The organism is Actinoplanes sp. M2I2, from assembly GCF_023544445.1.
Classification (GTDB): Bacteria; Actinomycetota; Actinomycetes; order Mycobacteriales; family Micromonosporaceae; genus Actinoplanes.
The window spans coordinates 1-24363 of the sequence record NZ_JALPVJ010000013.1 but is presented as its reverse complement, the minus strand read 5'-3'; the positions used below and the strand labels follow the sequence as shown (position 1 = coordinate 24363).

General features: G+C 70.4%; 25 protein-coding genes and 1 pseudogene. 13 read left to right on the top strand and 13 right to left on the bottom strand.

Annotated elements, in window-relative coordinates; all coding sequences use genetic code 11:
- Positions 1-56 precede the first annotated feature (56 nt).
- From HJC40_RS26165 to HJC40_RS26155, 3 genes are all read left to right on the top strand, one after another.
- Positions 57-779 carry an alpha/beta hydrolase gene (locus tag HJC40_RS26165; RefSeq protein WP_250004590.1) on the top strand — a complete coding sequence of 241 codons (723 nt, stop codon included), beginning with the start codon at positions 57-59 and terminating at the stop codon, positions 777-779.
- Positions 773-1804 carry an NADP-dependent oxidoreductase gene (locus HJC40_RS26160; RefSeq protein ID WP_250004587.1) on the top strand — a complete coding sequence of 344 codons (1032 nt, stop codon included), beginning with the start codon at positions 773-775 and terminating at the stop codon, positions 1802-1804. Before HJC40_RS26165 ends, HJC40_RS26160 begins: the two co-directional genes overlap by 7 nt.
- A 147-nt stretch (positions 1805-1951) precedes the next feature.
- Entirely contained in the window at positions 1952-2512 is a 561-nt protein-coding gene (locus HJC40_RS26155) for a sigma-70 family RNA polymerase sigma factor (RefSeq protein WP_250004584.1), read from the top strand.
- Between the two features lie 222 nt (positions 2513-2734).
- On the opposite strand, the gene HJC40_RS26150 is transcribed toward HJC40_RS26155, so the two are convergent.
- Complete coding sequence (locus tag HJC40_RS26150) at positions 2735-4606, bottom strand: AfsR/SARP family transcriptional regulator (protein ID WP_250004582.1); 1872 nt, start codon at positions 4604-4606, stop codon at positions 2735-2737.
- A gap of 283 nt (positions 4607-4889) precedes the next feature.
- The gene (locus HJC40_RS26145) at positions 4890-6305 is read right to left on the bottom strand and encodes an FAD-binding oxidoreductase (RefSeq protein ID WP_250004579.1); all 1416 of its coding nucleotides are present in this window, start codon (positions 6303-6305) and stop codon (positions 4890-4892) included.
- A gap of 777 nt (positions 6306-7082) precedes the next feature.
- Between HJC40_RS26145 and HJC40_RS26140 the strand changes: the two genes are divergently transcribed.
- Positions 7083-7592, top strand: coding sequence for a GNAT family N-acetyltransferase (locus tag HJC40_RS26140; protein ID WP_250004576.1), 510 nt, complete (start codon positions 7083-7085; stop codon positions 7590-7592).
- 94 nt (positions 7593-7686) lie between these two features.
- On the opposite strand, the gene HJC40_RS26135 is transcribed toward HJC40_RS26140, so the two are convergent.
- The 4 genes from HJC40_RS26135 to HJC40_RS26120 form a co-directional block, all read right to left on the bottom strand.
- Complete coding sequence (locus HJC40_RS26135) at positions 7687-8370, bottom strand: hypothetical protein (protein WP_250004573.1); 684 nt, start codon at positions 8368-8370, stop codon at positions 7687-7689.
- Positions 8371-8396: 26 nt separating this feature from the next.
- The gene (locus HJC40_RS26130; RefSeq protein ID WP_250004572.1) at positions 8397-8909 is read right to left on the bottom strand and encodes a SigE family RNA polymerase sigma factor; all 513 of its coding nucleotides are present in this window, start codon (positions 8907-8909) and stop codon (positions 8397-8399) included.
- Between the two features lie 171 nt (positions 8910-9080).
- A complete protein-coding gene (locus HJC40_RS26125) occupies positions 9081-10070 on the bottom strand; it encodes an ABC transporter permease (protein ID WP_250004569.1) in 990 nt (329 codons plus the stop codon).
- Complete coding sequence (locus HJC40_RS26120) at positions 10067-10954, bottom strand: ABC transporter ATP-binding protein (protein ID WP_250004566.1); 888 nt, start codon at positions 10952-10954, stop codon at positions 10067-10069. The genes HJC40_RS26125 and HJC40_RS26120 overlap by 4 nt, the downstream gene beginning before the upstream one ends.
- Positions 10955-11075: 121 nt before the next feature.
- Here HJC40_RS26120 and HJC40_RS26115 point away from each other — a divergent pair, with 121 nt between their 5' ends.
- Positions 11076-11738: a response regulator transcription factor gene (locus HJC40_RS26115; RefSeq protein WP_250004563.1), complete on the top strand. Its 663-nt coding sequence runs from the start codon at positions 11076-11078 to the stop codon at positions 11736-11738.
- Positions 11738-12826 (top strand): cell wall metabolism sensor histidine kinase WalK, encoded by a 1089-nt coding sequence (locus HJC40_RS26110; protein WP_250004560.1) that lies wholly within the window; start codon positions 11738-11740, stop codon positions 12824-12826. The genes HJC40_RS26115 and HJC40_RS26110 overlap by 1 nt, the downstream gene beginning before the upstream one ends.
- A gap of 42 nt (positions 12827-12868) precedes the next feature.
- Here the strand turns inward: HJC40_RS26110 and HJC40_RS26105 are convergent, their stop codons facing one another.
- Positions 12869-14011: an acyl-CoA dehydrogenase family protein gene (locus HJC40_RS26105; protein WP_250004557.1), complete on the bottom strand. Its 1143-nt coding sequence runs from the start codon at positions 14009-14011 to the stop codon at positions 12869-12871.
- Positions 14012-14016: 5 nt separating this feature from the next.
- The gene (locus HJC40_RS26100) at positions 14017-14457 is read right to left on the bottom strand and encodes an aldo/keto reductase (RefSeq protein WP_250004555.1); all 441 of its coding nucleotides are present in this window, start codon (positions 14455-14457) and stop codon (positions 14017-14019) included.
- 127 nt (positions 14458-14584) lie between these two features.
- Here HJC40_RS26100 and HJC40_RS26095 point away from each other — a divergent pair, with 127 nt between their 5' ends.
- On the top strand, positions 14585-15403 hold the full coding sequence (locus tag HJC40_RS26095) for a helix-turn-helix transcriptional regulator (RefSeq protein ID WP_250004552.1): 819 nt from the start codon (positions 14585-14587) through the stop codon (positions 15401-15403).
- 120 nt (positions 15404-15523) lie between these two features.
- On the opposite strand, the gene HJC40_RS26090 is transcribed toward HJC40_RS26095, so the two are convergent.
- Entirely contained in the window at positions 15524-16075 is a 552-nt protein-coding gene (locus HJC40_RS26090; RefSeq protein ID WP_250004549.1) for a sigma-70 family RNA polymerase sigma factor, read from the bottom strand.
- A gap of 222 nt (positions 16076-16297) precedes the next feature.
- Here HJC40_RS26090 and HJC40_RS26085 point away from each other — a divergent pair, with 222 nt between their 5' ends.
- The 3 genes from HJC40_RS26085 to HJC40_RS26075 all read left to right on the top strand — a co-directional run bounded on the left by HJC40_RS26085 (position 16298) and on the right by HJC40_RS26075 (position 18988).
- Positions 16298-17224, top strand: coding sequence for a sigma-70 family RNA polymerase sigma factor (locus HJC40_RS26085; RefSeq protein ID WP_250004547.1), 927 nt, complete (start codon positions 16298-16300; stop codon positions 17222-17224).
- A gap of 61 nt (positions 17225-17285) precedes the next feature.
- Positions 17286-18116 carry an alpha/beta fold hydrolase gene (locus tag HJC40_RS26080; protein WP_250004544.1) on the top strand — a complete coding sequence of 277 codons (831 nt, stop codon included), beginning with the start codon at positions 17286-17288 and terminating at the stop codon, positions 18114-18116.
- A 101-nt stretch (positions 18117-18217) separates the two neighbouring features.
- Positions 18218-18988, top strand: coding sequence for a helix-turn-helix domain-containing protein (locus tag HJC40_RS26075; protein ID WP_250004541.1), 771 nt, complete (start codon positions 18218-18220; stop codon positions 18986-18988).
- 39 nt (positions 18989-19027) lie between these two features.
- On the opposite strand, the pseudogene lgt reads toward HJC40_RS26075, so the two are convergent.
- The 4 genes and pseudogenes from lgt to HJC40_RS26055 form a co-directional block, all read right to left on the bottom strand.
- Positions 19028-19813, bottom strand: a pseudogene (lgt, locus tag HJC40_RS26070) (prolipoprotein diacylglyceryl transferase); the annotation flags it as partial.
- Between the two features lies 1 nt (position 19814).
- A complete protein-coding gene (locus HJC40_RS26065) occupies positions 19815-20213 on the bottom strand; it encodes a carboxymuconolactone decarboxylase family protein (protein WP_250004539.1) in 399 nt (132 codons plus the stop codon).
- Positions 20214-20229: 16 nt separating this feature from the next.
- Positions 20230-20706, bottom strand: a complete 477-nt coding sequence (locus HJC40_RS26060) for a MarR family winged helix-turn-helix transcriptional regulator (RefSeq protein WP_250004536.1) — start codon at positions 20704-20706, stop codon at positions 20230-20232.
- Positions 20707-20723: 17 nt separating this feature from the next.
- Positions 20724-21587 (bottom strand): MBL fold metallo-hydrolase, encoded by an 864-nt coding sequence (locus HJC40_RS26055; RefSeq protein ID WP_250004533.1) that lies wholly within the window; start codon positions 21585-21587, stop codon positions 20724-20726.
- Between the two features lie 307 nt (positions 21588-21894).
- Here HJC40_RS26055 and HJC40_RS26050 point away from each other — a divergent pair, with 307 nt between their 5' ends.
- From HJC40_RS26050 to HJC40_RS26040, 3 genes are all read left to right on the top strand, one after another.
- Positions 21895-22650, top strand: a complete 756-nt coding sequence (locus HJC40_RS26050; protein WP_250004530.1) for an SGNH/GDSL hydrolase family protein — start codon at positions 21895-21897, stop codon at positions 22648-22650.
- Between the two features lie 157 nt (positions 22651-22807).
- On the top strand, positions 22808-23779 hold the full coding sequence (locus HJC40_RS26045; protein ID WP_250004528.1) for a Gfo/Idh/MocA family protein: 972 nt from the start codon (positions 22808-22810) through the stop codon (positions 23777-23779).
- Positions 23780-23860: 81 nt separating this feature from the next.
- Positions 23861-24121: a hypothetical protein gene (locus HJC40_RS26040; protein ID WP_250004526.1), complete on the top strand. Its 261-nt coding sequence runs from the start codon at positions 23861-23863 to the stop codon at positions 24119-24121.
- Positions 24122-24363 lie beyond the last annotated feature (242 nt).

Genomic DNA, 24363 nt, shown 5'->3' with positions numbered 1-24363 from the left:
CCGTGATAAACATTGTGTCGGACATGCTGTCCGACACAATGTCCGAGGAGTTAACCGTGAATGTTCCCTCCCGCTCCACCACCCTGCTGCTCGTACACGGCGCCTGGCATGGCCCTGCAGTCTTCGACGCGTTGCGTCGCGAGCTGTCCGCGCTCGGGTACCCGAGCAGCACCGTCAAACTGCCGACCTCAGGCCCCGACCCCCGGGGTGGCCTGCGCGACGACGCCGGCGCCGTCCGCGACGCCATCACGGCCATCGACGGGCCCCTCGCTGTGGTCGCCCACTCCTACGGAGGCGTCCCCGTCACCGAAGCGGCAGCCCTGCCCGGGGTCGAACACCTCGTCTATCTGGCCGCTTACCAGCTGGACCGGGGCGAGTCGGTGGGCAGCTTCCACGGCATGCCCGAGCCGGCCGACACCAGCGGCCTGTCCCCGATCATCGCCGATCCGAGGACGTCTCTGTACGCGGACGTACCCGACGATGCGGCCGGTCTTGCCGTCAGCCGGCTGGTCGAACAGCGGACGCAGTCGTTCACCGACCGCGTCGGCGAGCCCGCCTGGCACACGATCCCGTCGACCTACATCCTCTGCGAACAGGATCAGGCGCTGCCCGCGTCCGAACAGGAACGCATGGCGGTCCGGGCCAAGTCCGTACGCCGCCTGGCGACCAGCCACTCGCCGTTCCTGTCCCGGCCGGCCGAGCTCGCCGCCCTGCTCGCCGAGATCGTCACACCCGCCTCCGACAGCCTTCCCGACCGGTCGGAGGGTTCGACATGCTAGCCACCCAGATCGTCATGAGCCGGCGCCCGTCCGGCCCGCTGACGAAGGAGCATTTCCGGACCGAGACCGTTGTCGTGCCGCCGCCGCCGACCGACCATGTCCTGCTGCGCAACGTCCTCGTCTCGGTCGCGCCGGCGGCCCGCGCTGTCATGCAAGGGCCCACCTATCGACCACAGCTTCAGCCCGGAGAACCCGTTCCCTCCTCCGTACTGGGTCAGGTCGTCGCCGGGCCACCCGGGGGTCCGGCGATCGGCAGCATCGTGGGAGCGGCCGCCGCCTGGCAGGAGTACTCCACCGTTCCGGCGGACGAGATCTGGCCGGTCGAGCGGGTGGGCCGGTTGTCGCATCACCTCGGCCCGCTGGGCCGTAACGGCTTGACCGCGTTCTTCGGGGTCAGAGACGTCGGACAGGTCCACGAAGGACAAACCGTGTTGGTGTCGGGCGCCGCGGGCGGGGTCGGGCACCTCGCCGGTCAATTGGCCCGAGCCGCCGGAGCACGAACTGTCGGCATCACCGGCTCGGCGGAGAAAGGCGAGTTCCTCCAGCGGCGGCTCGGCTATGCCGCAGCGCTCGACCGGCGGTCACCGACGTTCGCCGACGACCTGAGGGCAGCGTGTCCCGGCGGGGTCTCCGTCTATTTCGACACCGTCGGCGGCCCCCTTCTCGGTCAGGTGCTGCCGGCGCTCACGCAGCACGGAAGAATCGTGTGCTGCGGGGTGACGGCTCAGTACGACTCCGATCAGCCGCCACCCGGGCCGCCGGAGCTCGCCGTCACCCTCATCGCCAAGAGTCTGCGCATGCAGGGCTTCCTTGTCGCGGATTTCCGGCCTCGGTGGTCCGAGGCCCAGCGCATCCTGCATGGCCTCGAGCAGAGTGGTGCCCTCACCTTCATCGAGGACATCCGGCAGGGCCTGGACGCCGCTCCCGCCGCGCTCATCGAGATGCTCGACGGGGGAAACATCGGCCAGCTCGCGGTCCGGCTCACCCCCGATCCCGCCGAGTGGTCCGCCGGGACCGGCTCCTGACGCGTCGCTGAGCCAACCCGCGGATTCACCCCTGCCCCCGCACCGGCCGTCCGTGTGCGCCGCCGGGCAAGGACCGAGCGCCGGACGAGAAGAACAGGCCGGCCGGCGCGGACAAGCTTGCTTCGAAGGAGAAGCAGTGGTGGAGCAATGGAGAAGGACCTTATGACGGCGTCGTGCCATTCTTCTGTTCAGTTCGGCTCGGCGCGGCAGCGGTTGGATGCGGAGCGGCGGCTCGCGGAGGTGCATGCGGCTCACGCGGGACCTCTGTTGCGGTTCCTGCGCGGCCTGACTCGGGAGCCGCACGCGGCTGAGGATCTGTTGCAGGAGACGATGCTGCGGGTGTGGCGGCGCTGGGATCTGTTGCCTGACGGTGAGGAGAACGTTCGGCGGTGGTTGTACACCATCGGCCGGCGGGTGTCGATCGATGCGGCGCGGGTGCGGCGGGTGCGGCCCCAGGAGGTGGAGTTGCTTGATGTCTTCGCGAACGCTTCCGTTGAGGACACCGCGGACGTCGCGCTTGCTCGCGAGGCGTTGAATGGCGCCTTCCGCCGGTTGAGTGCCGGTCATGGCCGGGTCCTCCAGGAGATCTATTTTCACGGGTCGACGGTGGAGGAGGCCGCTCGCCGGCTGGATATCCCGGTCGGCACCGTCAAGTCCCGGGCGCACTACGCCGTGCGGTTTCTGCGATCCGCGGTCATGAAGGAGTGAGCGGTCCGGCGACCGGCGCGATCTCGGTCGCCAAGGGCGCCGCCGCCGAGTGACGCGGCGACGCCGGGGACTGTGCTGCTCAGAGGCCGGCCCGGATCTGCGACATCGCGGCGGCCACGCCGGCCGGCGGCACGAGCGTGGGCAGCTAGCCGTCGGCGCGCCCGGCGATGCGGCTGAGCACCTTCGGGCCGTTGCCGGCGTCGATACCGGGGTGTTCGCACGTCACCGGCCGGCGGCGGCGAGCACCCTTTCGGCGGCGAGGCGGCTGCGGGCCAGCTGGCAGCGCTCGGCCCCCTCGACCTCGACCGCGCGCCGCCGGGAGTAGGCCTGGATCAGGTCGGGGAACCGATAGGAGTCCGCGTCGACCGGCTCGATCAGGTGCGCGTCGACGAGGTCCTCGAGCAGGCCCCGAGCGGTGCCGTGCGACACGTCGAGCATCGTGGCCAGTTCGTCCACCGTACGGACGGGTTCGTCCGGCAGCGATCCGAGACGCAACGCCGTCCCGGCCGCCGGTTGCAGCCTCTTCTCGGCGAGCCGGAACGGGGCGTCGACGACCGCGCAATCCTCGTGCATGACGGCGGGCTTGAGCATGTCTTCGGCCAGTTGCGCCAGGATGCGCTCGATGGACCAGAGCGGCCGGTCGAGCAGGCGCGCGGCGGCTACGCGTACCGCCAGAGGCTGATACGAGCAGGCGGCCACCAGCCTCGCCGCGGCCGTCGGCTCGGCGTCGACGCGGGCGCGCCCGGCAAGGACGCCGAGCAGGTCCAGGGCTTCGGGCTCGGGCATGGCGCCCAGCCGCATCCAGCGCGCCGCTGGCAGGTCCACCATCCGGCGCCAGGCCGTGACGATGACCGCCGACGCGGAACCGGCCGGCAGCAACGGCGTGATGCCGGCGCTGTCCGCCGCGTCGTCCAGCACGACCAGGATGCGCCGGCGGGCGGTCAGGGTGCGCCACAGCGCGATCCGCTCGTCCAGCGACGGGGGGATCGCCTCGGCGCCCACCCCGAGCGAGCGGAGGAAACCGCCGAGGACCTGGTGCGGATGCGCCGGTTGCTCGTTGCGGGCGCCCAGGTCGATGAAGAACCGGCCGTCGGGGAACTCACTTCCCAGCCCCTGCGCCAGCCGGACAGCCAGCGTCGTCTTGCCGGAGCCACCGAGGCCGGTGAGCCCCAGAACACGGGAGCCGGCGGCGGTCAGCAGACTTGTCGCCCTGCGCATCTCCACGGCCCGTCCGACGAAGTCGGGTGGATCGGCGGGTAGCTGCACCGGCGCTTCCAGGGGGCGCGCGCTGATCGTTGCGGGCGAGGAATCATCACCGGCCGAGTACGGAGTGGACGGTGCCAGGATCGCCGGGTCATCCGTGAGGATCCTTCGATGCAACTGTTCGAGTGCCGCGCTGGGCGGCATGCCCAGCTCCTCGTGCAGACGCGCCCGCGTACGCCGGAAGGCCGCCAACGCCTCGGCCGACCGCCCGCCGCGATGCAGGGACAGCATGAGCAGCTCGGCGAACCGGCCGTCCAGTGGGTATCGCGCGGCCGCGGCCGCGATCTCGTCGGCCACCTCACCGTGCCGGCCGAGACTCAGCTCCAGCTCGAACAGCAGTTCCCGGGCGTTGCGTTCGGCCTCCAGCAGCCGGGTCCGCTGCGCCGCGACGAAGTCGCCGTGAGCGCCGGTGAGCGGCGGGCCGGACCAGAGACCCAGCCCGCGTCGCAGTGCCGCCACCGCCTGCTGCGGGTCGCTGTGCCGGGTGAGTCTCGCCTGGGCCGTCTCCGCGTGGAAGGCGGTGGTGTCGGCCGGCGCCAGCTCGGTGTCGAGCAGGTAGCCCGATCCGGCGCGGCGCAGGACCGGCGCTTGGTCCACGGTGAGTATCCGGCGCAGACGCGCCACGTAGGTCCGTACCGTGCCCCGGGCGGAGACGGGAGGCTGTGTGCCCCACAACGCCGATACTGCCTCGTCGACGTCGACGGGTGTACCCCGCAACGCCATCAAAGCCAGCAGCCCGCGCTGCTGGGGCGAGCCGAGCGAGAGGTCGGCAGCCGCGCGCGCGACCCGTACGCTGCCCAGCAGCGACACCTCAAGACGCTGGATCGTCACAGACCCGTCCTCTCCCCGTCACTGATCGACGCCGGTGGCACCGGCGTACAGGTAGCAGACGGAGAAGAGGCCACGGAGTTCATCGCAAGCCACAGCAAAGGATGTGAGGGTGGCCACGGGTGGAGGGCCTCCGGCTCACCGGAGGCCCTCCCCGGGATCAGGGGTACGCGGGTGTCACTCGTCACCGATCCCGAGGCTGGCCGCGTAGCGGTGCAGGCTGCCGGTGATCTCGGCACGGTCCCGCAGGTGCGCGAGATCGATATCGAGGTGGGTGTCTGTCAGGTCAGTCGAGCGGGGCGATGTTGTGGTTCAGCCGGAACAGGTTGGCCGGGTCGTAAGCCTTCTTTGTGTGCTGGAGCCGGCGGTAGGTGTCCGGCGAATAGGCCGCGCGCACGGCGTCCGGCTCGAGGTCCTCGCCGGCCATGAAGTTGAGGTACTTGCCGGCCCGCGTCCACGGCGCCAGGTCGTCGAACAACGTCTCCGACCACTGCATCGCCGGCGCGGTGCCGACCGGATCGCCGATGGCCACGACCCACAGGATGAACTCGGCATCGCGGATACCGGCCGCGCCGGCGTCGGAAGGCGTACGGGCGAGGGCGCCGCCGACGTGCCGCAGCTCGACGAAGTTCGCCGGGACGTCGGCCTCCGGACCGGCGGTGGCGATGAGCTTGTGCACGAGCTCGGGCTGGAGCGGCCCGAGGGCCAGGGTGCGCTCGGCGAACGGCGCCGGGTCCACCGGGTCGTTGTAGATGGCGGCGAAGTTCTCGTACGGCATGTCGGCGACCGTGTCCACGATGGCCGGCGCGGCCGCCCGCAGCGGGGCCAGCAGCTTCTCGCCGTCGGCGCTGTCGCCGATGAAGGAGAACCGGACGTGGACGGTGAACGTACCGCGCAACGGCTCGGGGAAGACGGGCAGCGGGGGCAGCCGCATGAACGAGATCGACGTCGTCAGCTCGTCGGGGGCGTTCGCGGTCAGGTCGGCGTAGGCGCTCAGCACGGCCTCGGCATGCTCACCGGTGAAGATGAGCGCCCCGGCGAACAGCGTCCGGACCGGGAACAGGTCGAACTCCATCGCGGTGACAACGCCGAGGTTGCTCTTGGAGCCCCGGACGGCCCAGAACAGATCCGCGTCCGACTCGGCGTCGGCGTGGTGCAGCTCGCCGTCGGCCGTGACGACGTCGATGCCCCGCACGTGGTCGCTCGCCCAGCCGAAGGCCCGGGCCATGGTGGCGCTCAAGCCGCCGCCCAGCGTGTAACCGACCACGCCGACCAGCGGCGACGAACCGTTCAGCGGGGCCAGTCCGTGCGGCGTGGCCGCGTCCACCACCTGCTGCCAGCGGACGCCGGCGCCGACCCGGGCCCGCCGCTGGTGCGGGTCGATGGTCACCTCGTCCATCCGCCGGGTAGTGATCATGACAGTGCCCTCGCCGGGCACCACGGGAGTGTGACCGGTGCTCAGCACCGCGACCGGCCGTCCGTGGGCGGCGGCGAAGCGGACGGCGGCCTGCACGTCGGCCGGGCCGGCCGCGCCGACCACCAGCGCCGGCGCGTTCGGCACCGCGAAGTTGTAGGTGGCGACCTCGGCCGCGTACCCGTCCTGGCCGGGCTGCAGGACGACACCTGTCACCTCGGCCGTCAGAGCCTCGACGGCCGCGGCCGACAGAGCATCGCCGGCTGAATTCTGATCGGAAATCGTCATGACCTTCTCCTCGACGGCTGGGACAGGGGGTGCAGGCGATCCTGTGCCGGCGGCCGTCACCGCACCGGCGGTCGATGACCGGATCGCTTCTCGAGTTCACCGCGCCGGCGCCGACGCAGTGCCGACAAAACGTTGACGGCGGCCGACTGTGGCCGTTGCCACCCCGGCGGTGGGTCGCCACCTGCACCGGGCTCTCGAGGCGTAGCAACTCCTCGACCGCTGCGGGGACCAGCGCCGGATCCGCCTGCAAGGCCTGCCACCGCGTACGGTCCTCCAGCAACCGCCAGACCGCGGTGCCGATGAGGTTGGCCGTGGTGTCATAGCCGGCCAGCAGCAACAGGTAGACCGTGGAGACCAGCTCGTCCTCACTGAGCCGGTCGCCGTCGTCGCTGACCGTGATGAGCGCGGACAGCAGGTCGGGCCCGGGCTCGAGGCGCTTGACGGCGACGCTGTGCCGGATCTGCTCCACCAGCGCCGTGGTGGCCGCCGGCAGTTCGGCCATGCGGGCCGCACCGCCGTGCCGACTGGACCAGGCGGCGCAGGCGCGTGTGGTCGGGCGGGTCCACAGACGTACGGAAGACCGCGAAGTTCACCTCCGGCGGTGGGCTGGTTCTGTTCGTAAGTTCCGGGCTCTGTCCCGTGCAGAGTCTTGATCGACTGCGAGAACCACCGCGTCCTCGATCTGGTTGAGGGACGCGACGCGCTCTTCTGGCCTGATGCCACGAAAGCTTCAAATATCACTGTTGTGCACTGCCGGCGGCTCCCTATGGTCCTCGCATGAGGATCACGCTGCGAGCTCTGACAGACGAGGACATTGAGGCGCACAACGCCGGTGAGGACGAGCACACCGTTCGCTGGCTGAACGGCGCCCCCGGCACCGCCGGGATGACGGCCGCCCACTTCAGCAAGCTGGCCGACAACGCTCGCGCGGGGCGCGGCAAGCGAGGCTTCGGCGTGTGCCTCGATGACCGCCTCGCCGGATATGTCGACTGCGACCCCGATGTCGTCGACGGCCTGGAGCCCGGAGACGTCAACATCAGCTACGCCGTCCACCCGTGGGCCCGCGGGCGCGGAGTCGCAGGTGAAGCCGTACGCCTCATCCTCGAGTACATGCGTGAGAACCGGATCGGAACACGTGCCGCCATCCGAGTCGACCCCGAAAACATCGCATCTGTCCGCGTCGCCGAGAAGAGCGGCTTCGTCTACGTCCACGACTTCACGTCCGGCACCGACAAGCAAGCAGATGGCCGCCCGGCAACGATGCGGCTCTACGTGCACGACGTGTAGGTACCCGGCTGCCTCAACCACCCCCCTGACCGCGGCTCCACATACGTCCGGGAGCGTCGCACCGTCGAGGTGGGACGCTCCCGGGTGCCGCTGATCAGCCGCCGATCTCCAGCGCCTGATCGGTCACGGTGATCCCCTCGGCAAAGGCCACGAGCTGGTCGTCGGGGAGGTTCGCCGAGGCGGGGATCTGGACGAGCACCCGACGGCCGGAGGGGTCGGTAAACATCAGCCAGCGCATGTCGGAGGCCTTGCCCTCGGACTCCTGCGCGAAGCCGAGCCGGCCCTGCTCGCCGTTGATGTCGACGGTCCGCACCTTGTGGTCCGCGCCGAACCTGCTCAGCCCCTGCAGGGACACCGCGATCCGGTCCACCACGCTGAACGCCTGCCCGGGCTGCGGCTCGGTCACCCCTTGGCCGGGTGGCGCGACGACGAACGACGACGCGTCATCGGAGATCACCCGCCAGCCGTCCGGCACGGATCGCACCGTGAACCCCTTGGGCTGCTCGCCCGTCCAGGCCACCAGCCTCATCGGGGTCGCCTGCGCCGTCACGACGCCGGCACCGGTGTCGGTGGCCGGGCCGCCGGGCAGCTGGGCGGCGCCGACGGTCACGGCGGCGACCACGGCGACGGCCGCGCCGGACAACGTCAGGTGACGGCGGCGCCGCCGGGTCACGGCGTGCCGGCCGCGCGCCACGTCGGCGGCCACGATGTCCGGGCCGGCGGGGGCGGTGCCGACGGCCTGCGGCAGGTTGCGCAGGACGTCCATCAGGTCGGTCATGTGGGTGCCTTCCTCTCGGGGGTGGGTCAGGAGAAGTGGTGTGCTCGTACGGGGAATCGGGTGCGCAGGCGCTCCAGGCCTCGCGCGCTCTGGCTCTTGACGTTGCCCTCGCTGCAGCCCATCGCGTCGGCGGCCTCGGCGATGCTGAGCCCTTCGACGTAGCGCAACACCACCGCGGCGCGCATGCTGGGCGGCAGCGTCGCCAGCAGCGCCAGCACCGCCTCCTTGTCGGTGCCGGCGTGCTCGACGGCCACCTCGGGCACCTCGGCCCAGGTCTGCTCCCGCCGGCGGAAGAGACTGCGACGCTCGTCGATCGCCGAGTTGACGACGCACCGCCGCGCATACGCGTCAAGGCTCTCCGGCCGCACCTTGGGCCACGCCGTGTAGAGCCTGACCAGGGCGGTCTGCACCGCGTCCTCGGCCCTGGCGACATCACCGGAAACCAGCAACGCGGCCGTCCGCACCAGCGCGGGACGCCGCGCCGTCACGAACTCGGTGAACTCGCGGTCCCGCTCGGAACGCCGTCTCATCTGGGCCATCGGCCTTCCCTCGTCATGTTCGGAATCGGATGCCTCTTCTACGGCATCGGCTCACCGGACGTTGCATGCCGGCCGAGGTTTGTTGTCGGTGACGGGTTCGACAGGCGAGAAGGGCTGCGGTGGCGAGGTAGGTGAATCCGCGCATGGGGCCTCCCGGGGACGGCTTCGCGGTCATGCGGCGCGGCGGACGCGGCGGATGGCGAGGTAGAGCAGCAGGGCCGCGACGGCGATGAAGATGCCGGTCTCGATGCCCTGGAACAGCCAGTACCGGCTGCCGGGTTGGTAGAGCTGCCAGTTGTAGTTGCCGGAGGTGATGCCGATGTCAGCGCCGCAGGCGGCGCCGGGTCCGGTGGCGTCGGGCGCGCAGGCGATCTGCGCGTTGGCCGTGATCATCTTGCCGGTGGCGTCGCGGATGCCGTAGGACAGGATCCAGTCGCCGGCGGCCGGGTTGGTCTGCTCGGTGGCGTCCTCGATCGGGAAGGTCAGGACGTGGGCGGGCAGGTAGTGCGGCCGGGCGAGCGTCGTCAGGGCGATGCGCAGCGCGAGGAACCCGACGAGCGTGGCGGACATCGCCGGCAGCACTTTGGGCCAGACGGTGCCGGCGAAGATGCCGAGCGCGACTGCGAAGATCGTGTAGCCGATCGGGGCCGTGCCCTGCATGTCGAAGAAGAAGAGGTTGAAGCGGCCGTGCTGACCGGCCTGGCTCATCGGGGTCAGCCACCACGAGACGCCCAGTCCGTACACCAGCGAGGCGACGAGCGCGACGGCGCCGGCGACGCCGAACTTGACCAGCGCCCAGTGTCCCCGGCTGACGCCCTGGGTCCAGACCATGCGGTGGGTGCCCTGCTCGATCTCGCGGGCGACCAGCGGCGCACCCCAGAACAGCCCGGCCAGTAGCGGCAGGACGAGGAAGAGAACTCCGATCAGGGTCATCACGCCGTACTGGCTGTTGAATTGGGTGGACGCCTTGCCGCAGGTGTCGGCGGCGGCCGGGATCATCGAGGCGGTACCCAGCGCGCCGACGCAGTCGTCCAGGCCCAGGCCGGCGAAGGTGTGCCGCATGGCCAGACCGGTGGGGACCATCAGCGCGGCGAGGAGCGCGAGGCCGATCGCGGTGAACAGTGCCTGCTTGCGGTGCTGCCGCCAGGCGAGCCAGATCATGCCGGCACCTCCCACGCGGCGCGCGGCCGGGAGTCGCCGTCGGCGAGGTAGGCGAGGATGAGGTCTTCCACAGTCACGTCGTACGCCTTCCAGGCCGGATCCCGCAGCGCAGCGTTCATGCGGGCCAGCAGCGTGGACTGACGATCGGTGTGTTCGGCCCGCACCACCTGCACGACCCCGGCGGGCAGCGGACCCCCGTCTCCGGGGCCGACCAGCCGCCGGTGCTCGGCGAGCAGGGCGCTGACGTCACCGACGAGCCTCACCTGTGCGGCGTGCAGCACGATGAGGTAGTCGCAGGTGCGTTCGAGGTCCGCCAGGATGTGCGAGGACAGCAGCACCGTGGTGCCTGTCTCGGCGGCCACGCCCATCAACGCCTCCAGAAATTCCCGCCGGGCCAGCGGGTCGATGCTGGCGACCGGTTCGTCGAGCAGCAGCAGCCGTGGGCGCTTGCCCATCGCCAGGGCGAGGGCAACCTGGGCCCGCTGACCTCCGGACAGCTTCCCGACCGGCTTGCCGCGCGGGATGCCGATCTGAGCCAGCCGGCGGTGCGCCAGCGCCGTGTCGAAGCGCCGGTTCAGCTTGGCACCCATGGTGAACAGCTCCTCCGCCGTGAAGTCGCGGTACAGCGGCGTGTCCTGGGCCACGAAGCCGACCTCGGACAGAACGGCGACGTCGTCGTACGGTGTCCGGTCGAAGACCCGTACGGAACCGGCGTCCGGCCGCAGCAAACCGACCGCCAGGTGCAGCAGGGTGCTCTTGCCCGCCCCGTTGGGTCCGACCAGCGCGGCCACCCTGCCGGTCGGAAGGCGCAGCGAACAGTCTCGCAGCGCCCACGTTTTGCCGTACTTCTTCCCGAGCTGGTCGGTTTCGAGAACGATTTCCATCCGTATCCCTTCCCTCCTGCTGACGCGCATTGCCGGTTTCGGTTCTACGTGGACGCTGGTGTCGGGACGGTGCCGCCGGGTGACACCGTCCTGACACCGGCGCCGTGGCATGGTGGGGATCATGCGCGTGCTGGTGGTCGAGGATTTCGAGGTGCTGGCCCGCACGCTCGGTGCCGGGTTGCGCCGTGAGGGCATGGCGGTCGACGTGGTCCTCGACGGCGACGCGGCCCTCGACCACCTGGCCGTGACCCGCTACGACGTGGTGGTGCTCGACCGCGACCTGCCGGGCGTGCCGGGTGACCAGGTGTGCCGGCGAATCGTGGACGAGCACTCGGCGACCCGGGTGCTGATGCTGACCGCGGCCTCGTCGGTGAAACAGCGTGTCGACGGCCTGGGGCTGGGCGCCGACGACTACCTCGCCAAGCCCTTCGACTTCGCCGAGCTGGTCGCGCGGGTGCGGGCCCTCGGCCGGCGGCCGGGCACGGCCGTGCCGCCGATCCTGGAGTACGGGGACCTCACGCTTGACCCGGGCCGGCGGGTCGCGACCCGTGAAGGACGCCGGCTGGAGCTGAGCCCGAAGGAGTTCGCCGTCCTGGAATGCCTGCTCGCCGCGCACGGCCGTCTCGTGTCGGCGGAGGATCTGCTCGAACGGGTCTGGGACGAGGCGGCGGACCCGTTCACCACGGCGGTGAAAACCACCATCCGCCGGCTACGGACCAAGCTGGGCGACCCTGCGATCATCCACACCGTTCGCGAGGGCGGCTACCGGATCGGCGAACCGTGATGCGCGTCCGCATTCCCCGGCGAAGTCTGCACGTCCAGCTCACGCTGCTCTACGCCGTACCCTTTCTGATATCCGGCGTCGTGCTGCTCGCGATCCCGCTGCTGGGCAACCGGCAGGCCATCCCGGCCGGCCCGGTCACGGGTCCAGCCGTCGTGCCCGACGACGGCGGTCAGCTGGACCGGCAGATCACCACCTCGGCGTGGGCCTTGATCGGCATGGTGGTGGTCTCCCTGCTGCTCGGCTGGTTCGTCGCCGGCCGGTTCCTGCGCCCACTACGCACCATCACCGCCACCGCCCGCGAGATCTCCGTCGGCGACCTGCACCGCAGACTCGGCCCGACCGGGCTGCACAACGAATTCACCGACCTGGCCGAGACGCTCGACAACCTGTTCCAGCGGCTGCAGACCGCTTTCGCATCGCAGCGGCACTTCGTCGCCAACGCCTCGCACGAACTGCGCACCCCGCTCACCGCCGAGCGGACCGTGCTGCAGGTGGCGCTGGCCGACCCGGACGCCACCGCCGAGACGCTGCGGTCGGCGTGCCACGAGGTCCTCGCGCTCAACGACCAACAGGAACGCCTCGTCGAGGCGCTGCTCACCCTGGCTGACGGCGAACAGGGACTGCAGCTGCACACCCGGCTCGACGTCGCCGACACCGCCGCCGCGGTGATCGCGACCCGCCGGCCGGACGCCGCCTCGCGAGGCATCCGGCTACACACCTCCCTCGACCGGGCACCGGCAACCGGCGACCCCGACCTGATCGAGCGCTTGATCGACAACCTGATCGACAACGCCATGCGGCACAACGCGCCAGGCGGGTGGGTCGAGATCAGCACGACGACCACCGCGACCGGCGGCGCCGTCCGGGTCAGCAACTCCGGCCCGGTGGTGCCGCCCGGCGAACTCGATGCGCTGTTCCAACCGTTCCGGCAGGTCGGCAACCGCCGGACCAGACATCCCGACGGACACGGGCACGGACTCGGTCTGGCCATCGTCCGCGCGATCGCCGACGCGCACGGGGCCGCCATCAACGCCCGGACGCGGACCGCCGGCGGTCTCGACATCGAGTTACGGTTCCCGGAAATGTGAGCTGCGTCAGCCCCGGAAGTCGCGAACGAAGCCAGTGGGCCGTCAGAACAACGGTGTGATCTGTTCCTCGATGCCGAGCAGGGCCCGCCCGTACACCTCGCGCGACACGTCCGACGCCACCATCTGATGCCGGGTCGCGACCTCGACATCGCGCCAGATGCGCTGCAACGGTTGCCCGGAGGCGAACACGCTGGCCCCGTTCACGTCGAGCAGAAGCTGGATCGCGCCGCGCACCGCCGTCACCGTGGCTGCGGTGTCCATCCGGATCCGGGCCCGGCCCGCGACCGGCAGGGATCCACCGCTCGGTTGTGCCGCCGTGACGTCCCGCACCGCCCGGTCGGTGTGCAGCCGGGCGGTGTCGAGCCGCGAGGCCGCGTCGGCGACACCGAGCCGGACGGCCGGCGAGTCGGTGGCGTTCCGGTAGACGGTCCCACCGATCGCCTTGCCGCGGGCCAGCCGGTCCAGCGTGGTGGTCAGCGCGGCCTGCGCCATCCCCAGCACCGGGCCCAGCATCGCCACCGACAGCAGCGAGATCGGCATCGCCTGGTACAGCGGCTCGCCCGGATGGTCCGCGGCGTAACCACCCGCGAACATCCGCGACGTCGACAGCACCCGATGGGCCGGCACGAAGACGTCCCGGACCGTCAGGGTGTGGCTTCCGGTGCCGCGCATGCCGGCCACCTGCCAGGTCTGTTCGATCTCGCCGTCCGCGACCGGAAGCAGCACCATGCCGTGCTCGGGAACCGCGACCATGGCCCACTGGGCGTCCTGCACCCCGGACAGTGGCTGCCAGCGGCCGCTCACCGTGAAGCCACCGGGCACCGGCTGCGCGGTTCCGGTGGGACCGAAGCCCCCGCACACCATGGCCTGCGGGTCGTCGCCCCACACGTCCGCCCGGGCCTCGTCGCCCAGCAGGGCAGCCAGGTAGGAGCCGCCCGAGGCCAGCATGGCCACCCACGCCGTCGAGCCGCACCCGCGCCCCAGCCGCTCGAAGACGTCGACGGCGGTGGCCAGGCCCGCCTGGTGGCCACCGAGCGCGGCCGGTGCGAACAGGTTCAGGAAGCCGGCCTCACGCACCGCCCGCAGTGCGGGGGCGGCCGGCCGACCGGCCGCTTCGGTCTCGGCCGCGTGCTCACTCAGCAACGGGATCAGCTTCTCAGCGGTCGTCGTCAGGTCGTCGGTCATCGCACTCACTCCTGGATGTCAACGTCGAAGGGCGATCGGCGGTCACCGGCGGCGATGCCGGCCGGGAAGGTGCCGGCGATCGCCCGCATGGTCTCGGAGCTCAGCTGTACGCCCGCTGCCGTGACGTTCTCGGCGAGGTGCCGGGAACGGCGGGTACCGGGCACGGCCACGACGTCGGGCTCGACGGTCAGCAGCCAGGCCAGGGCGAGCTGGGCTGTAGTGAGCTCGACCGAGGCCGCGATGGTGGCCAGTCCCGTCACCAGGCGTCGGTTGTGCTCGGTATTGCCGGGTGCGAATCGCGGCATCGACGAGCGCACGTCGTCCGGTCCGGCCGCGGGGTGACGACCGCGCCGCCCCCGGTGAGCATCCCGCGGCCCGACCGCCTCGGCGAGGGCGCCGAGCGCCGAGCCGGCCAGGCCGCCGGAACCAATGGTGCGAGTCTTCATGTCGATGTCCCAGTTCCTGTTTCTCGTGACGTGAGCGATGAGACGAGCCAAACACCGGCTGCTGTCGCGGAGAAGGCAGAGTGCTGCCTAGGAACGCGATGCCCACCCTCGCGCGTACGCTTCTGTGATGATCCGCAATGAAGCGCTGGCCGACTTTCTGCGCGACCGGCGGGGCCGGATCGAGCCCGGGCGGCTCGGGTTGCCGCACGACCGCCGGCGACGGGTTTCCGGCCTGCGCCGGGAAGAGGTCGCCCAGCACGCCGGTCTGAGCGTCGACTACTACGCCCGGCTGGAGCAGGGGCGGCAACGCACCGCCTCACCCGGTGTCCTGCGCAGCCTCGCCCGTACCTTGGGTCTGAACGACGACGAACGCACGCACCTGTTCACCCTCGCGCACGTCGCCGGCGAGCCGGCAGCGCCGCCCGCCGGGAACCTCGGCGCCGACCGGGTACGCCAGCTGGTCACGCTGCTCGGCGACACCCCCGCCATGGTGGTCGATCCGCTGCTGGACGTGGTGCATGCCAACGCCGGCGCGGTCTTCCTGTTCGCCGACTTCGCGGCGATGCCGGTCGACCGGCGCAACGCCGTCCGCTGGATGATGCTCGCCCCCGAGGCGCGCGAGCGCTACGGCCCGGAGTGGGCCGACGGCGCCGCCGACCTGGTCGGCATGCTGCGCCTGCACGCGGGCCGGCAGCCCGACGACCCCCGCCTGACCGAGCTCGTCGCCGGTCTGTCGCCGAGCAGCGAGGACTTCCGGCGGCTGTGGCAGAACCAGACCGTGTCCACCTGGCGCCGGCCCGCCAAGACGTTGCGACATCCCGGATTCGGTGAGATGTCGTTCACCAACGACATCGTCGCGGTCCAGGGTGCGCCCGAGCTGACCCTGGTCATCATGGCCCCGGCCGAACCCGAGCGGTTCTCCGCCGCGCTGGCCGCTCGGATGTGAGGCCGCCACCTACGCTGTCTGACCTGCTCAGGTCGTTGCCGGACGCGGTGTCGCCGGTCTCGGCGCTGACCGGGTCGGTGATCTTGAAGCCGTTCGCGGCGAGCGCGACGACGCGACGCGTCAGTCCTCGGAGGAGATGACCGCGGATCGCAGGAATCGCACGGCGTAGTGCGCCCGCGACTTGACGGTGCCGACCGGAATATCCAGCCGACGAGCCACCTCTTCCAGGGAAAGCCCGTTGAAGTAGAGCTCCCGCAGAACCTGGCCATGGCCGGCACTCAACCGGTGGAAGGCGCCGCTCAGCGCCTCATGAGCGACCGCGATGTCGGCGGTGTCCTCGCCGGAGTCCTTCGCGAAGACATCAAGCAACTCCACCTCCTGGGGCCGCACCCGCCGCACCCGCGCCGCATCGATCGACACCCGCCGGCCGATGGTGTACAACCACCGCCGAACGTTCTCCTCACCGTCAGGCAACAGATCCCAGCGCCGCCACACCCGCAGCATCGTCTCCTGCAACAGATCCTCAGCCGCGTGCGGCTCCCGCGTCAGGCCGCGCAGGAACCGCAACAGAGGCCCTGCGTGAGCCGCATGCACCTCCGCGAGCCGCCTTTCGGCATCGCACCGCTGCCGCGCCGAGTCGAACTGAACAGAGGGATGGGACAACGTCGTCATAAAATTCCTCCTCGATTCCTGCGGCGTCACACCGGACGAACCGCCGACGCGCGTACGGGGACTCGATGCGCCGCCGTGCGGAAAAGTTCGTTCGGTCTTCTGTGAGCCGGGCCACGCGCGGGGAGGGTCCCGGGGGAACGTGACCGCGACGGCGAGCCCGCTGTGAGCAGGCTCCTGTCTGTTCGTGTCGGCAAGACGCTGGTTCCTCCGTAACCTTGCGGCGTGGCCATAAATGACTCCGAGCTGGTTCAACGCGCTCAGAACGGGGACGCCACCGCGCTGGGCCTGCTGCTGGAGCGGCACGAGGCCGGCATGCGCGCGGTGGCGCTGAGCCTGCTGGGCCACGGGCCGGACGCCGAGGACGCCGTACAGGACGCGATGGTCACCGCCATCCGCCGGGTCGGGGAGATTCGCGACCGGGACGCGGCGGGCGCGTGGCTGCGGGCCGTGGTGCGCAACAACTGCCGGATGCGGTTCCGGGCCACCCGGCCGACGCCCGTGGCCGATCCTGAGCCTTTCCTTCCACCGGCGGCCACCCCGGGGCCCGAAGAGCTGATCGAGCAGACGGCGATGCGCGACTGGGTGTGGCACGCCATCGGTGAGCTGTCGGAGACCGATCGGCTGGTCCTGATGCTGCGCCACTTCAGCGGCGTCACCTCGTACGATCAGATCGCGGCCCTGTGTGCCCTGCCCGTCGGCACCGTCCGCAGCCGGTTGAACCACGCCCGCCAGAAAATGGTGATGTCGCTGCGGGCGACCGCCGACCTGGCCCATCCGGACAGCTCGGCCCGGGCCGCTTCCCGGCAGCGCGAGGCGGCCGACGCCGTGGCCACGGCGATGCGCGGCGACTTCCATCAGGTCGTCGGCGAGCTGTGGCGGCCCGACGCCTCGTTCCTCATCCGTTCATCCGGCCTGCACGGGGGGACCGACCGGGTGGTGCACACCATGGAAGGCGACCTGCAGGCCGGGGTAAGCCAGCGGCTCGTCTCCGTGGTCGCCGGTGACGACGTGCTCATCTGGGAGACCGAAGTGATCAGCCCGTCCTCGGATCCGGGTCACTGCCCGCCCAGCGCGGTGTGGTTGCACTCGCTCGAGGGCGGCCGAGTGCGCTCGATGACGCTGTTCCATCCCGAGATTTCCGCGAACTGAGCGAACTTCCGGGCTCCCCGCGCATCTGGTCCGGTAGGCACGACGCGGATCGGAGAAACCCTTGAGCACCACCATCACACCCGGCACTCACACCATCACCGTAGGCGGCGTCCGGCAGGTGTATCACGTCGCCGGCCAAGGCCCGGTGTGCGTTGCGCATTCCGGCGGGCCGGGCATCGACTCGGCGTACCTGCGGATGCCGCTGCTCGAGCAGCACTACACCATGGTCTACCTGGAGCCGGTGGGCACCGGCGATTCCGGTCGTCTCGACCTGTACGGCCTGAGCACGTACGTGTCCTTTCTCGACGCCGTGGTCGACGATCTCGCCCTGCCGCGAGTCCACCTCCTCGGCCACTCGCACGGCGGTTTCGTGGTCCAGCAATACACGCTCGACCACCCCGGCCGCGTCGCGGGAATCATCCTGTACGACACGTCGCCGGTCACCGGACCGCAGTTCTGGGAGTCGGCGATGGCGGGCGTCACCGCGTACGCCGCCGTCGACCCGCACCTTCCCGCCGCGTTTCAGCGCGCGGTGACCGCCACCGACGACGAGGCGATGAGCTCGGCGCTGCGCGAGGCGGCGCCGGTGTACTTCGCCGACTTCCCCACCCGGCGTACGGAATTCGAGGACTTCGTAGCCGCCATCCGCGCGTGGACGGTCCCGCAGGACTCCGAGCCCTTCGACGTACGCCCACGGCTGGGCGAGATCACCGCGCCGACCGTCGTCATCGTGGGAGCACACGACTTCATCTGCGGACCGGGATGGGCCGCCCTGCTGCACGACGGCATCGCCGGCTCCCGGCTGGTCGAGCTGAAAGCCAGCGGTCACTTCGGCCACATCGAGGAGCCGGTCGCGTTCGCCGACGCCGCCGCCGGGTTGCTCGACCAGTGACGGTGCCCGCAGGCCTACCGCGCCAGCCGTTGATCGTCGAGCCGCCGCGGTGGCTCAGTGACCTCGGTCGATAGTCTGGCGGCATGGGCCCTATCGGCTTGATGGCAACTTTCGCGGGCGCCGGCCTGGTGCTGGTAGGCCTGCTGCTCACGGGCAAGTGGCTGGTGGACCGCCGGCTGCGCGAGCGCTACATGCGGGCCGCGCCGTGGGAGCCGACGCCGCGGGACGGGTGCCTCGTGGTGTTGCCCGGACGGGTCGACGGGGCTCAGCACCGGCCGCGGGAGCGTGGCACCTGCGACTGCCTGGTGGCCGGCGTCCTGCCCGACGGCACGCGGCTCATGCTCGGGGTGTCACCGTCCGCCTTCCATGCCTGGGACTCGAGCGGCAGGTCCGCCGGGGCGGTGCCGCTGGGCCGGCTCCGGTCGATCATGCTGATCCAGCGTGCCTACGGCATCCTCACTCTGCGAGGTAGCCAGTACATCGTGGACGTGGACAACCAGTCCATGCCGGAGGGGCGGCACCACCGGCTGCGGATCATGTTCACCGACCAGTCGTACGCGGAGGTCGCCGTGCGGGCTCATCAGGATGTACGCCGCTTCGTCGAGATCTTCGACCGGATCCACGACGACCTGCAGCTACGGGTGCTCGGCGGCCTGACTCCCGGCACCCCCGAGAACCTGACCGTGCTCGCCGGAACCTTGGCGGTCACGCCGGACACACTCACCCGCCGGCTGAGGTTGATGACGGCTGCGGGGCTGGTACAGCGCCCGTCGAAGAAGACGGTCGTCATCACCGAGGCCGGCGTCCGGGCCCTCGCTGAGCAGACCCGTTACATCGCCGACTGGTCCCGCGTCATCGTGCCGCGCGTCTAGGAAGTATCAACGGGCGTCAGCCGTCACCGGGCCGGGGATGCGTGCGGGTCGGGTGGTGAAGAAGTAGAGCGCTGCGCCGAGGAACGCCGCGATCGCGGTGAACACGTTGAGCCGTACGCCGAAGAAGGTGGTGGCCTCGTCGATGCGCAGCGTCTCTATCCACACCCGACCGGCGGCATAGCCCATCACGTACAGGGCGAAGGCTCGTCCACGCCGGAAAGCAAGGCGGCGGTCGGCGCCCCAGACCAGCGCGGCCACGCCGAGATTCCAGAGCGCCTCGTACGCGAAGGTGGGGTGATACAGCCCGGGCAGCAGCTCCCCGGTTCGCATGTCGTGCACTTGCAGGCCCCACGGCAGCGTGGTGACCCTGCCGTAGACCTCGTTGTTGAACCAGTTGCCGATCCGCCCGATCGCCTGCGCCACGGGCAGCCCGGGGGCGAGCGCGTCGGCCACGACACTCAGCGACAGGTCGCGGCGCCGTACGGCGATCCAGACGCCGAGCGCACCGCCGGCCAGGCCGCCCCAGATGCTCAGGCCGCCCTCCCAGATCGCGAAGGCGCGCAGCGGGTCACCGCCGGCGCCGAAGTAGCCCTGCGGCGAGGTGATCAGGTGGTAGACCCGCGCGCCGAGAATGCCGGAAGGCACCGCCCAGGCACCGATGTCCAGGGCTGTTCCAGCCTCGACGCCGCGCGCCCGCAGACGCCTTTCCATGATGAGGGCCGCAACGACGATGCCGGCGAGGATGCAGAGCGCGTAGGCCCGGATCGGCAGCGGGCCCAGATGCCACACGGAGGTTGCCGGGCTGGGGATGGCAGCGAGTGACACCTCACTGCTCCGCGCGGGCCGAACGCAGCACGGCTTCGGCCCCCAGCGAGGTGTGCGGCTGCCCGAGGTACGCGCTGAGCAGCACCATCAACGCGATGAGCCCCTCGGTGCCGACACCGTTGCGGCGGGCCAGGGACAGGTAGGTCGCGAGCCGGTCGTCGGTGACGCCCTGGCTGACGAGCGCGGCGATCACGGCGACGCTGCGGTCCCGGTCGGTCAGGACGTCGCTCTGCCAGCCGGGGCCGCCGGCCGCCTCGTACGCTTCCCGGGTGAAGGCGGGACCGGCGCGCGCAATCATGCGCCGTTCGGCCTCCGCGGGCGACACCCCGAAATTGCGGGCGTAGACCTCCCGGCCGGCGACGGCGCGCTCACTCAGGTCGTACGGGGGAAGGGTCGGCATGCTCTCTCCTGGTGTCTCATAGGCAGGATCCCCGGTCCTCGACGTCACCGATGATGGTGAAAAGCATCCGGCGCAGGCTCTGGGTCTCGTCCGGGTCGAGGCCGGTCAGGGCCGAGGTCTCGACGGTGTCGCAGGCCGCGGCGACCTTCGCGCGCAGGGCCTCGCCGTCCTCGGTGATCACGGGGATACGCAGGCGGCGGTCGCGCGGGTCGCTGTGCCGCACGACCAGACCGGTGCGCTCGAGCCGGTCGAGCTGGCTCATCAGGGTGGTCTTGTCGAGTCCCAGCGTCTTGCCGAGCTCGCCCTGGGTGAGGCCCGGGCTCTTGTCGAGGGCGCTGAGCACGATGTATTCGCGCATCGTCAGCCCGTGCTTCTCGGCTATCTCCCCGGTCGCGGCGCGCATGCGCTGGGCCGCGCGGTGCAGCAGCCAGGTGATCTCGGAGTCGATGGTGGGCCGCGGGCCGGCGGCCTCAGACGGTTGCGGGCTCTGCATGCGAGAACCGTACGTCCTCAGCGGGACCGCTTCGCTTCCTCGGGGGTCAGCAGCGGAATGCCGTCGTAGGAGCCGAGGTCGTGCGCGGGGACGATCCGCACCAGGCCGTCCAGGGCGATCATGCGGCCGAGATCCTGGCGCAGCTGCCCCCGGTCGCTGTCGGCGAGCTTGCTCAGCAGCCACGGCCGTTCGACCCGCCGACGGATGCCGTCGATCTGCCAGGTCAGGTCGCCGATGAACGCGTACCGGTCGCCGGTCGGCGCGGTCACGAAGACGATGACGGAGCCGGAGGTGTGGCCGGCGGCCGGAACGATGACCACCGAGCCGTCGCCGTGAACGTCGTAGCTCGACGGGAACCCGAGATACGGCCCGTCCGCGAAGGCGTACTCGTGAATCTGGTAGCCCTGGGACACCTGGCGGAACACCTTGCCGTCGGGATCCTTGGCGGCGTACTGCCGCTCCTCCGCGTTCATCCAGAGCGGCGTGCCCCGCAGGCTGTCGAGGCCACTCGTGTGATCCCAGTGGGAGTGGGTCAGCAGCACCCCGAGCAACCGGCTGCGGTCGTAGCCGGCGGCGTCGAGCTGCTCGCTGACCGTCCGGCCGACCTGATAGGGGGCACGCACGAAGACCGGCAGCAGGCGGATGTGCCCGGCTACGCCGGCGCCGAAGCCGGCGTCGATCAGCAGGTCCCCCTGGGGGTGCTTGATCAGAATCGCGGATGCGGCGAAGGGGCGCTTGTCGCGGAACGAGCCGCCCTGCACGGCGAAAGCCGCCCGAGTCTCGTATGTGCCGGTGGGCAGGTGGTAGACGGCCATGTCCGCGGGCGGATGGGCCTCGGGCAGAGGCGCGGACCAGGCGGCAGGTTCCGGAAGCGGTGACATGACAAGATCGTACGAATCAGGAACGTCCGAGGCAAGACTTTCTTGCCTCAGACTTTCTCGACTCGTACGACTTGAGGGACTTGGCCACGGGGGCATCCATCGCGGACCCAAGGTTCCAGGATGATCGCGGCACATATCCATCGATGCTTCGCGACTTGTACCGTCCGTGGCTGTCCCGGACATGCTGAGCCCTTCGTCAGCACGCCGGTGTGCACTCTCCATCCTCAGAAAGGCGAGGTGCCACACACCTATGCGTAGATCCCTGTCCGCCTTGGTCTCCGCGGTCGTGATAGCCACCGTGTCCCTCGTGGCGTCCGGAACTGCCCGGGCCACGACCACGTCCGGCGAGTACGTCGCACTCGGTGACTCGTACGCGTCCGGAGTCGGGGCGTACCCCTATGACGCGGCGAGCGGTGACTGCAAGCGAAGCCCGGACAGCTACCCGCGGACGTACGCGAAGAACCACCCCGCTGTTGCCTTCAAGGACCTGACCTGCAGCGGGGCCAAGATCACTGATGTACGGGCCAACCAGCTGAGCGCTCTGAGCGCGGCCACCACGCTCGTCTCGATCACCGTCGGCGGCAACGACGACGGTTTCACCAGCACCGTGACGGCCTGCCTGACCGGCACCGAGGCGGAGTGCAAGTACGCAACCGACCTGGGGGCGTACTACGCACGGACCAAGCTGACGGACGACCTCACGGCGCTCTACACCGAGGTCAGGAAGCGAGCCCCGAACGCCCGCGTCCTGGTTCTCGGCTACCCGCGCCTGGTCGCCGAGGGAACCGGCAGCTGCGGCGCGCTCAGCCCGAGCGCGGCCAACCGCAAGCAGCTCACCCACAACGCCGACCACGTCGCCGCGGGCATCGCGACCGCGAGCGAGCGGGCCGGCGTGAAGTTCATCGAGATGCGCCTGCCGTTCCTCGGTCACGAGGCCTGCAGCGCGGACCCGTGGATCAACGGAGTGGACGCCGGCCATCTCACCGAGATCTTCCACCCCAACCGGTACGGCTACACCTCCACCTACGCGTTCATGTTGACGGCGCACGCCGACCAGCGCTGAACGACGGTGGCGTGACACGACAAGCTCGGCGGCCGGTCCTGGGTCGCCGAGCTTGGTCCCGGTTCTCGAGGGCCGGCAAGCTTGACGCCCGCCCGGGACAGACCCACGGTAGTACGATGTCGCCCAACAGATCATCAACTGTCGAAGAGGGATCTTGGTGACCGCACTGCGCGTCGGCATCATCGGTAGCGGCAAGCTTGCTCAGGTAAGAGGCGATGCCCTGGCCGCTCAGGACGGCGTCGAGGTGGTGGCTGTCGCCTCGCGGCGGCTGGGTAACGCGGAACGGCTGGCCGGCCGGTGGAACGCCCGGGCCACGGCCGACCACACCGAGCTCACCGGCCGGGACGGCATCGATGCGGTTCTGGTGGCGGTGCCGCACAGGGTCCAGGACGACATGGTCGGCTGGGCGCTGGCCGAAAGGTTGCACACCCTCGCCGGCGGCCCGCTGGCCACCACCAGTGAACGCGGCCGGCAACTCACCGACCTTGCGGCACGCCACGACCTCATTCTCGAAGCCGGATACGAGGCACGCTACAAGTCGGTCTGGCACTCGACCCGGGAGCTGCTCGGTCGGATCGGTGCTCCGGTCAGCGTGCAGACTGTTGCGCTGTTCGACCAGGATCCGCAGTCCTGGTACTACGACCAGCAAGCCAGCGGCGGCATGCTGGTCACTCATCTCACGTACGCGTTCCTCAACCCGTTGCGGTGGCTGCTCGGCCGCCCCCGCGTGGCCGCTGCTCTGGGTAACACCAAGCGTGTCGACCGTCCCGGCTCGATCCGCCCCGAAACGTGCACCGTGTTGCTGGACTTCCCTTCCGACATCGCCTGTTCGATGACGGCGTCGTACGTCAAACCCGGCAATCTCGACGGCTGGCAGGTCACCATCGTCGGCACCGAGGGCGGTATCGAACTGTTCCCCGGCGACCTGGACGGCGGCCACCTGGTCTACACGCCACGCGTGGGCGATCCGGTACGGGTGGAGGGTGCGCCGGACGGTTTCGACCGCCAGGTTGCCGCCTTCCGCGCCGCGGCGCGGACCGGCACCGCCGTCGGCACCGCGCTGCTCAATCCCGCCGGGGACGCTTTGGAGGACCTGCTCATCTGCGACGAGATCGAGCTGATGCTCTGAGCGGAGCTGTCCGGCCGCTGACCCTGGCTCTCACGCATGCGCAACGAGGTCGAGGCCGCGTCCGAGCGGCGGTAAAACCTGGTGCGCAAGGGGACGTTGCGGGACCTGCGCGCGGAGATCGCCCGCCGGCAGTTCGCGGCGTCCAACCTGTTCGAGTACGTGGCTCTGCAGTACCAGATCGCCATGTACGACGGGACCGGCTCGCTGCAGGACGTCCGGAACGCCGACTACCCGGACGTGGTGCCCACCTCGGTGGCCGCATACCTGGCGGGCCCGGGCGTCGCGCACTTCACGGCGCCCGAGACGAGCCAGAAGCAGGAGGACTGGCCCACCACGGCCTGACGAAGAACCGCCCTCCGGCCGCCTGGTCCCCCTGCAGAGGCACGTCCTCTCCGGGAGGACCAGGCGGCCGTTGTCCGTAGTGACGACCATGGTCTGCCACAACGCGGTCACGGTGGCCGTGGTGGAGGGTGGGATTGGTGTGTCCAGGCAAAGCTTGCACTGCCTGACCGCTCGGTGGTGGTGCCACGGTGGGCATCAGAGATCCGATCGAGGAGGAAGCAGTGCTCAGGCAACGCAAATCC

What these genes read in the sequence shown, in the direction of transcription:
- HJC40_RS26145 (WP_250004579.1), bottom strand. Translation starts at nt 6,305, where the DNA reads ATGACGATTTCCGATCAGAATTCAGCCGGCGATGCTCTGTCGGCCGCG.
- HJC40_RS26120 (WP_250004566.1), bottom strand. Translation starts at nt 10,954, where the DNA reads ATGGAAATCGTTCTCGAAACCGACCAGCTCGGGAAGAAGTACGGCAAA.
- HJC40_RS26140 (WP_250004576.1), top strand. Translation starts at nt 7,083, where the DNA reads ATGAGGATCACGCTGCGAGCTCTGACAGACGAGGACATTGAGGCGCAC.
- HJC40_RS26065 (WP_250004539.1), bottom strand. Translation starts at nt 20,213, where the DNA reads ATGCCGACCCTTCCCCCGTACGACCTGAGTGAGCGCGCCGTCGCCGGC.
- HJC40_RS26110 (WP_250004560.1), top strand. Translation starts at nt 11,738, where the DNA reads ATGCGCGTCCGCATTCCCCGGCGAAGTCTGCACGTCCAGCTCACGCTG.
- HJC40_RS26075 (WP_250004541.1), top strand. Translation starts at nt 18,218, where the DNA reads ATGGCAACTTTCGCGGGCGCCGGCCTGGTGCTGGTAGGCCTGCTGCTC.
- HJC40_RS26155 (WP_250004584.1), top strand. Translation starts at nt 1,952, where the DNA reads ATGGAGAAGGACCTTATGACGGCGTCGTGCCATTCTTCTGTTCAGTTC.
- HJC40_RS26130 (WP_250004572.1), bottom strand. Translation starts at nt 8,909, where the DNA reads ATGGCCCAGATGAGACGGCGTTCCGAGCGGGACCGCGAGTTCACCGAG.
- HJC40_RS26160 (WP_250004587.1), top strand. Translation starts at nt 773, where the DNA reads ATGCTAGCCACCCAGATCGTCATGAGCCGGCGCCCGTCCGGCCCGCTG.
- HJC40_RS26055 (WP_250004533.1), bottom strand. Translation starts at nt 21,587, where the DNA reads ATGTCACCGCTTCCGGAACCTGCCGCCTGGTCCGCGCCTCTGCCCGAG.
- HJC40_RS26105 (WP_250004557.1), bottom strand. Translation starts at nt 14,011, where the DNA reads ATGACCGACGACCTGACGACGACCGCTGAGAAGCTGATCCCGTTGCTG.
- HJC40_RS26090 (WP_250004549.1), bottom strand. Translation starts at nt 16,075, where the DNA reads ATGACGACGTTGTCCCATCCCTCTGTTCAGTTCGACTCGGCGCGGCAG.
- HJC40_RS26115 (WP_250004563.1), top strand. Translation starts at nt 11,076, where the DNA reads ATGCGCGTGCTGGTGGTCGAGGATTTCGAGGTGCTGGCCCGCACGCTC.
- HJC40_RS26100 (WP_250004555.1), bottom strand. Translation starts at nt 14,457, where the DNA reads ATGAAGACTCGCACCATTGGTTCCGGCGGCCTGGCCGGCTCGGCGCTC.
- HJC40_RS26060 (WP_250004536.1), bottom strand. Translation starts at nt 20,706, where the DNA reads ATGCAGAGCCCGCAACCGTCTGAGGCCGCCGGCCCGCGGCCCACCATC.
- HJC40_RS26125 (WP_250004569.1), bottom strand. Translation starts at nt 10,070, where the DNA reads ATGATCTGGCTCGCCTGGCGGCAGCACCGCAAGCAGGCACTGTTCACC.
- HJC40_RS26095 (WP_250004552.1), top strand. Translation starts at nt 14,585, where the DNA reads ATGATCCGCAATGAAGCGCTGGCCGACTTTCTGCGCGACCGGCGGGGC.
- HJC40_RS26135 (WP_250004573.1), bottom strand. Translation starts at nt 8,370, where the DNA reads ATGACCGACCTGATGGACGTCCTGCGCAACCTGCCGCAGGCCGTCGGC.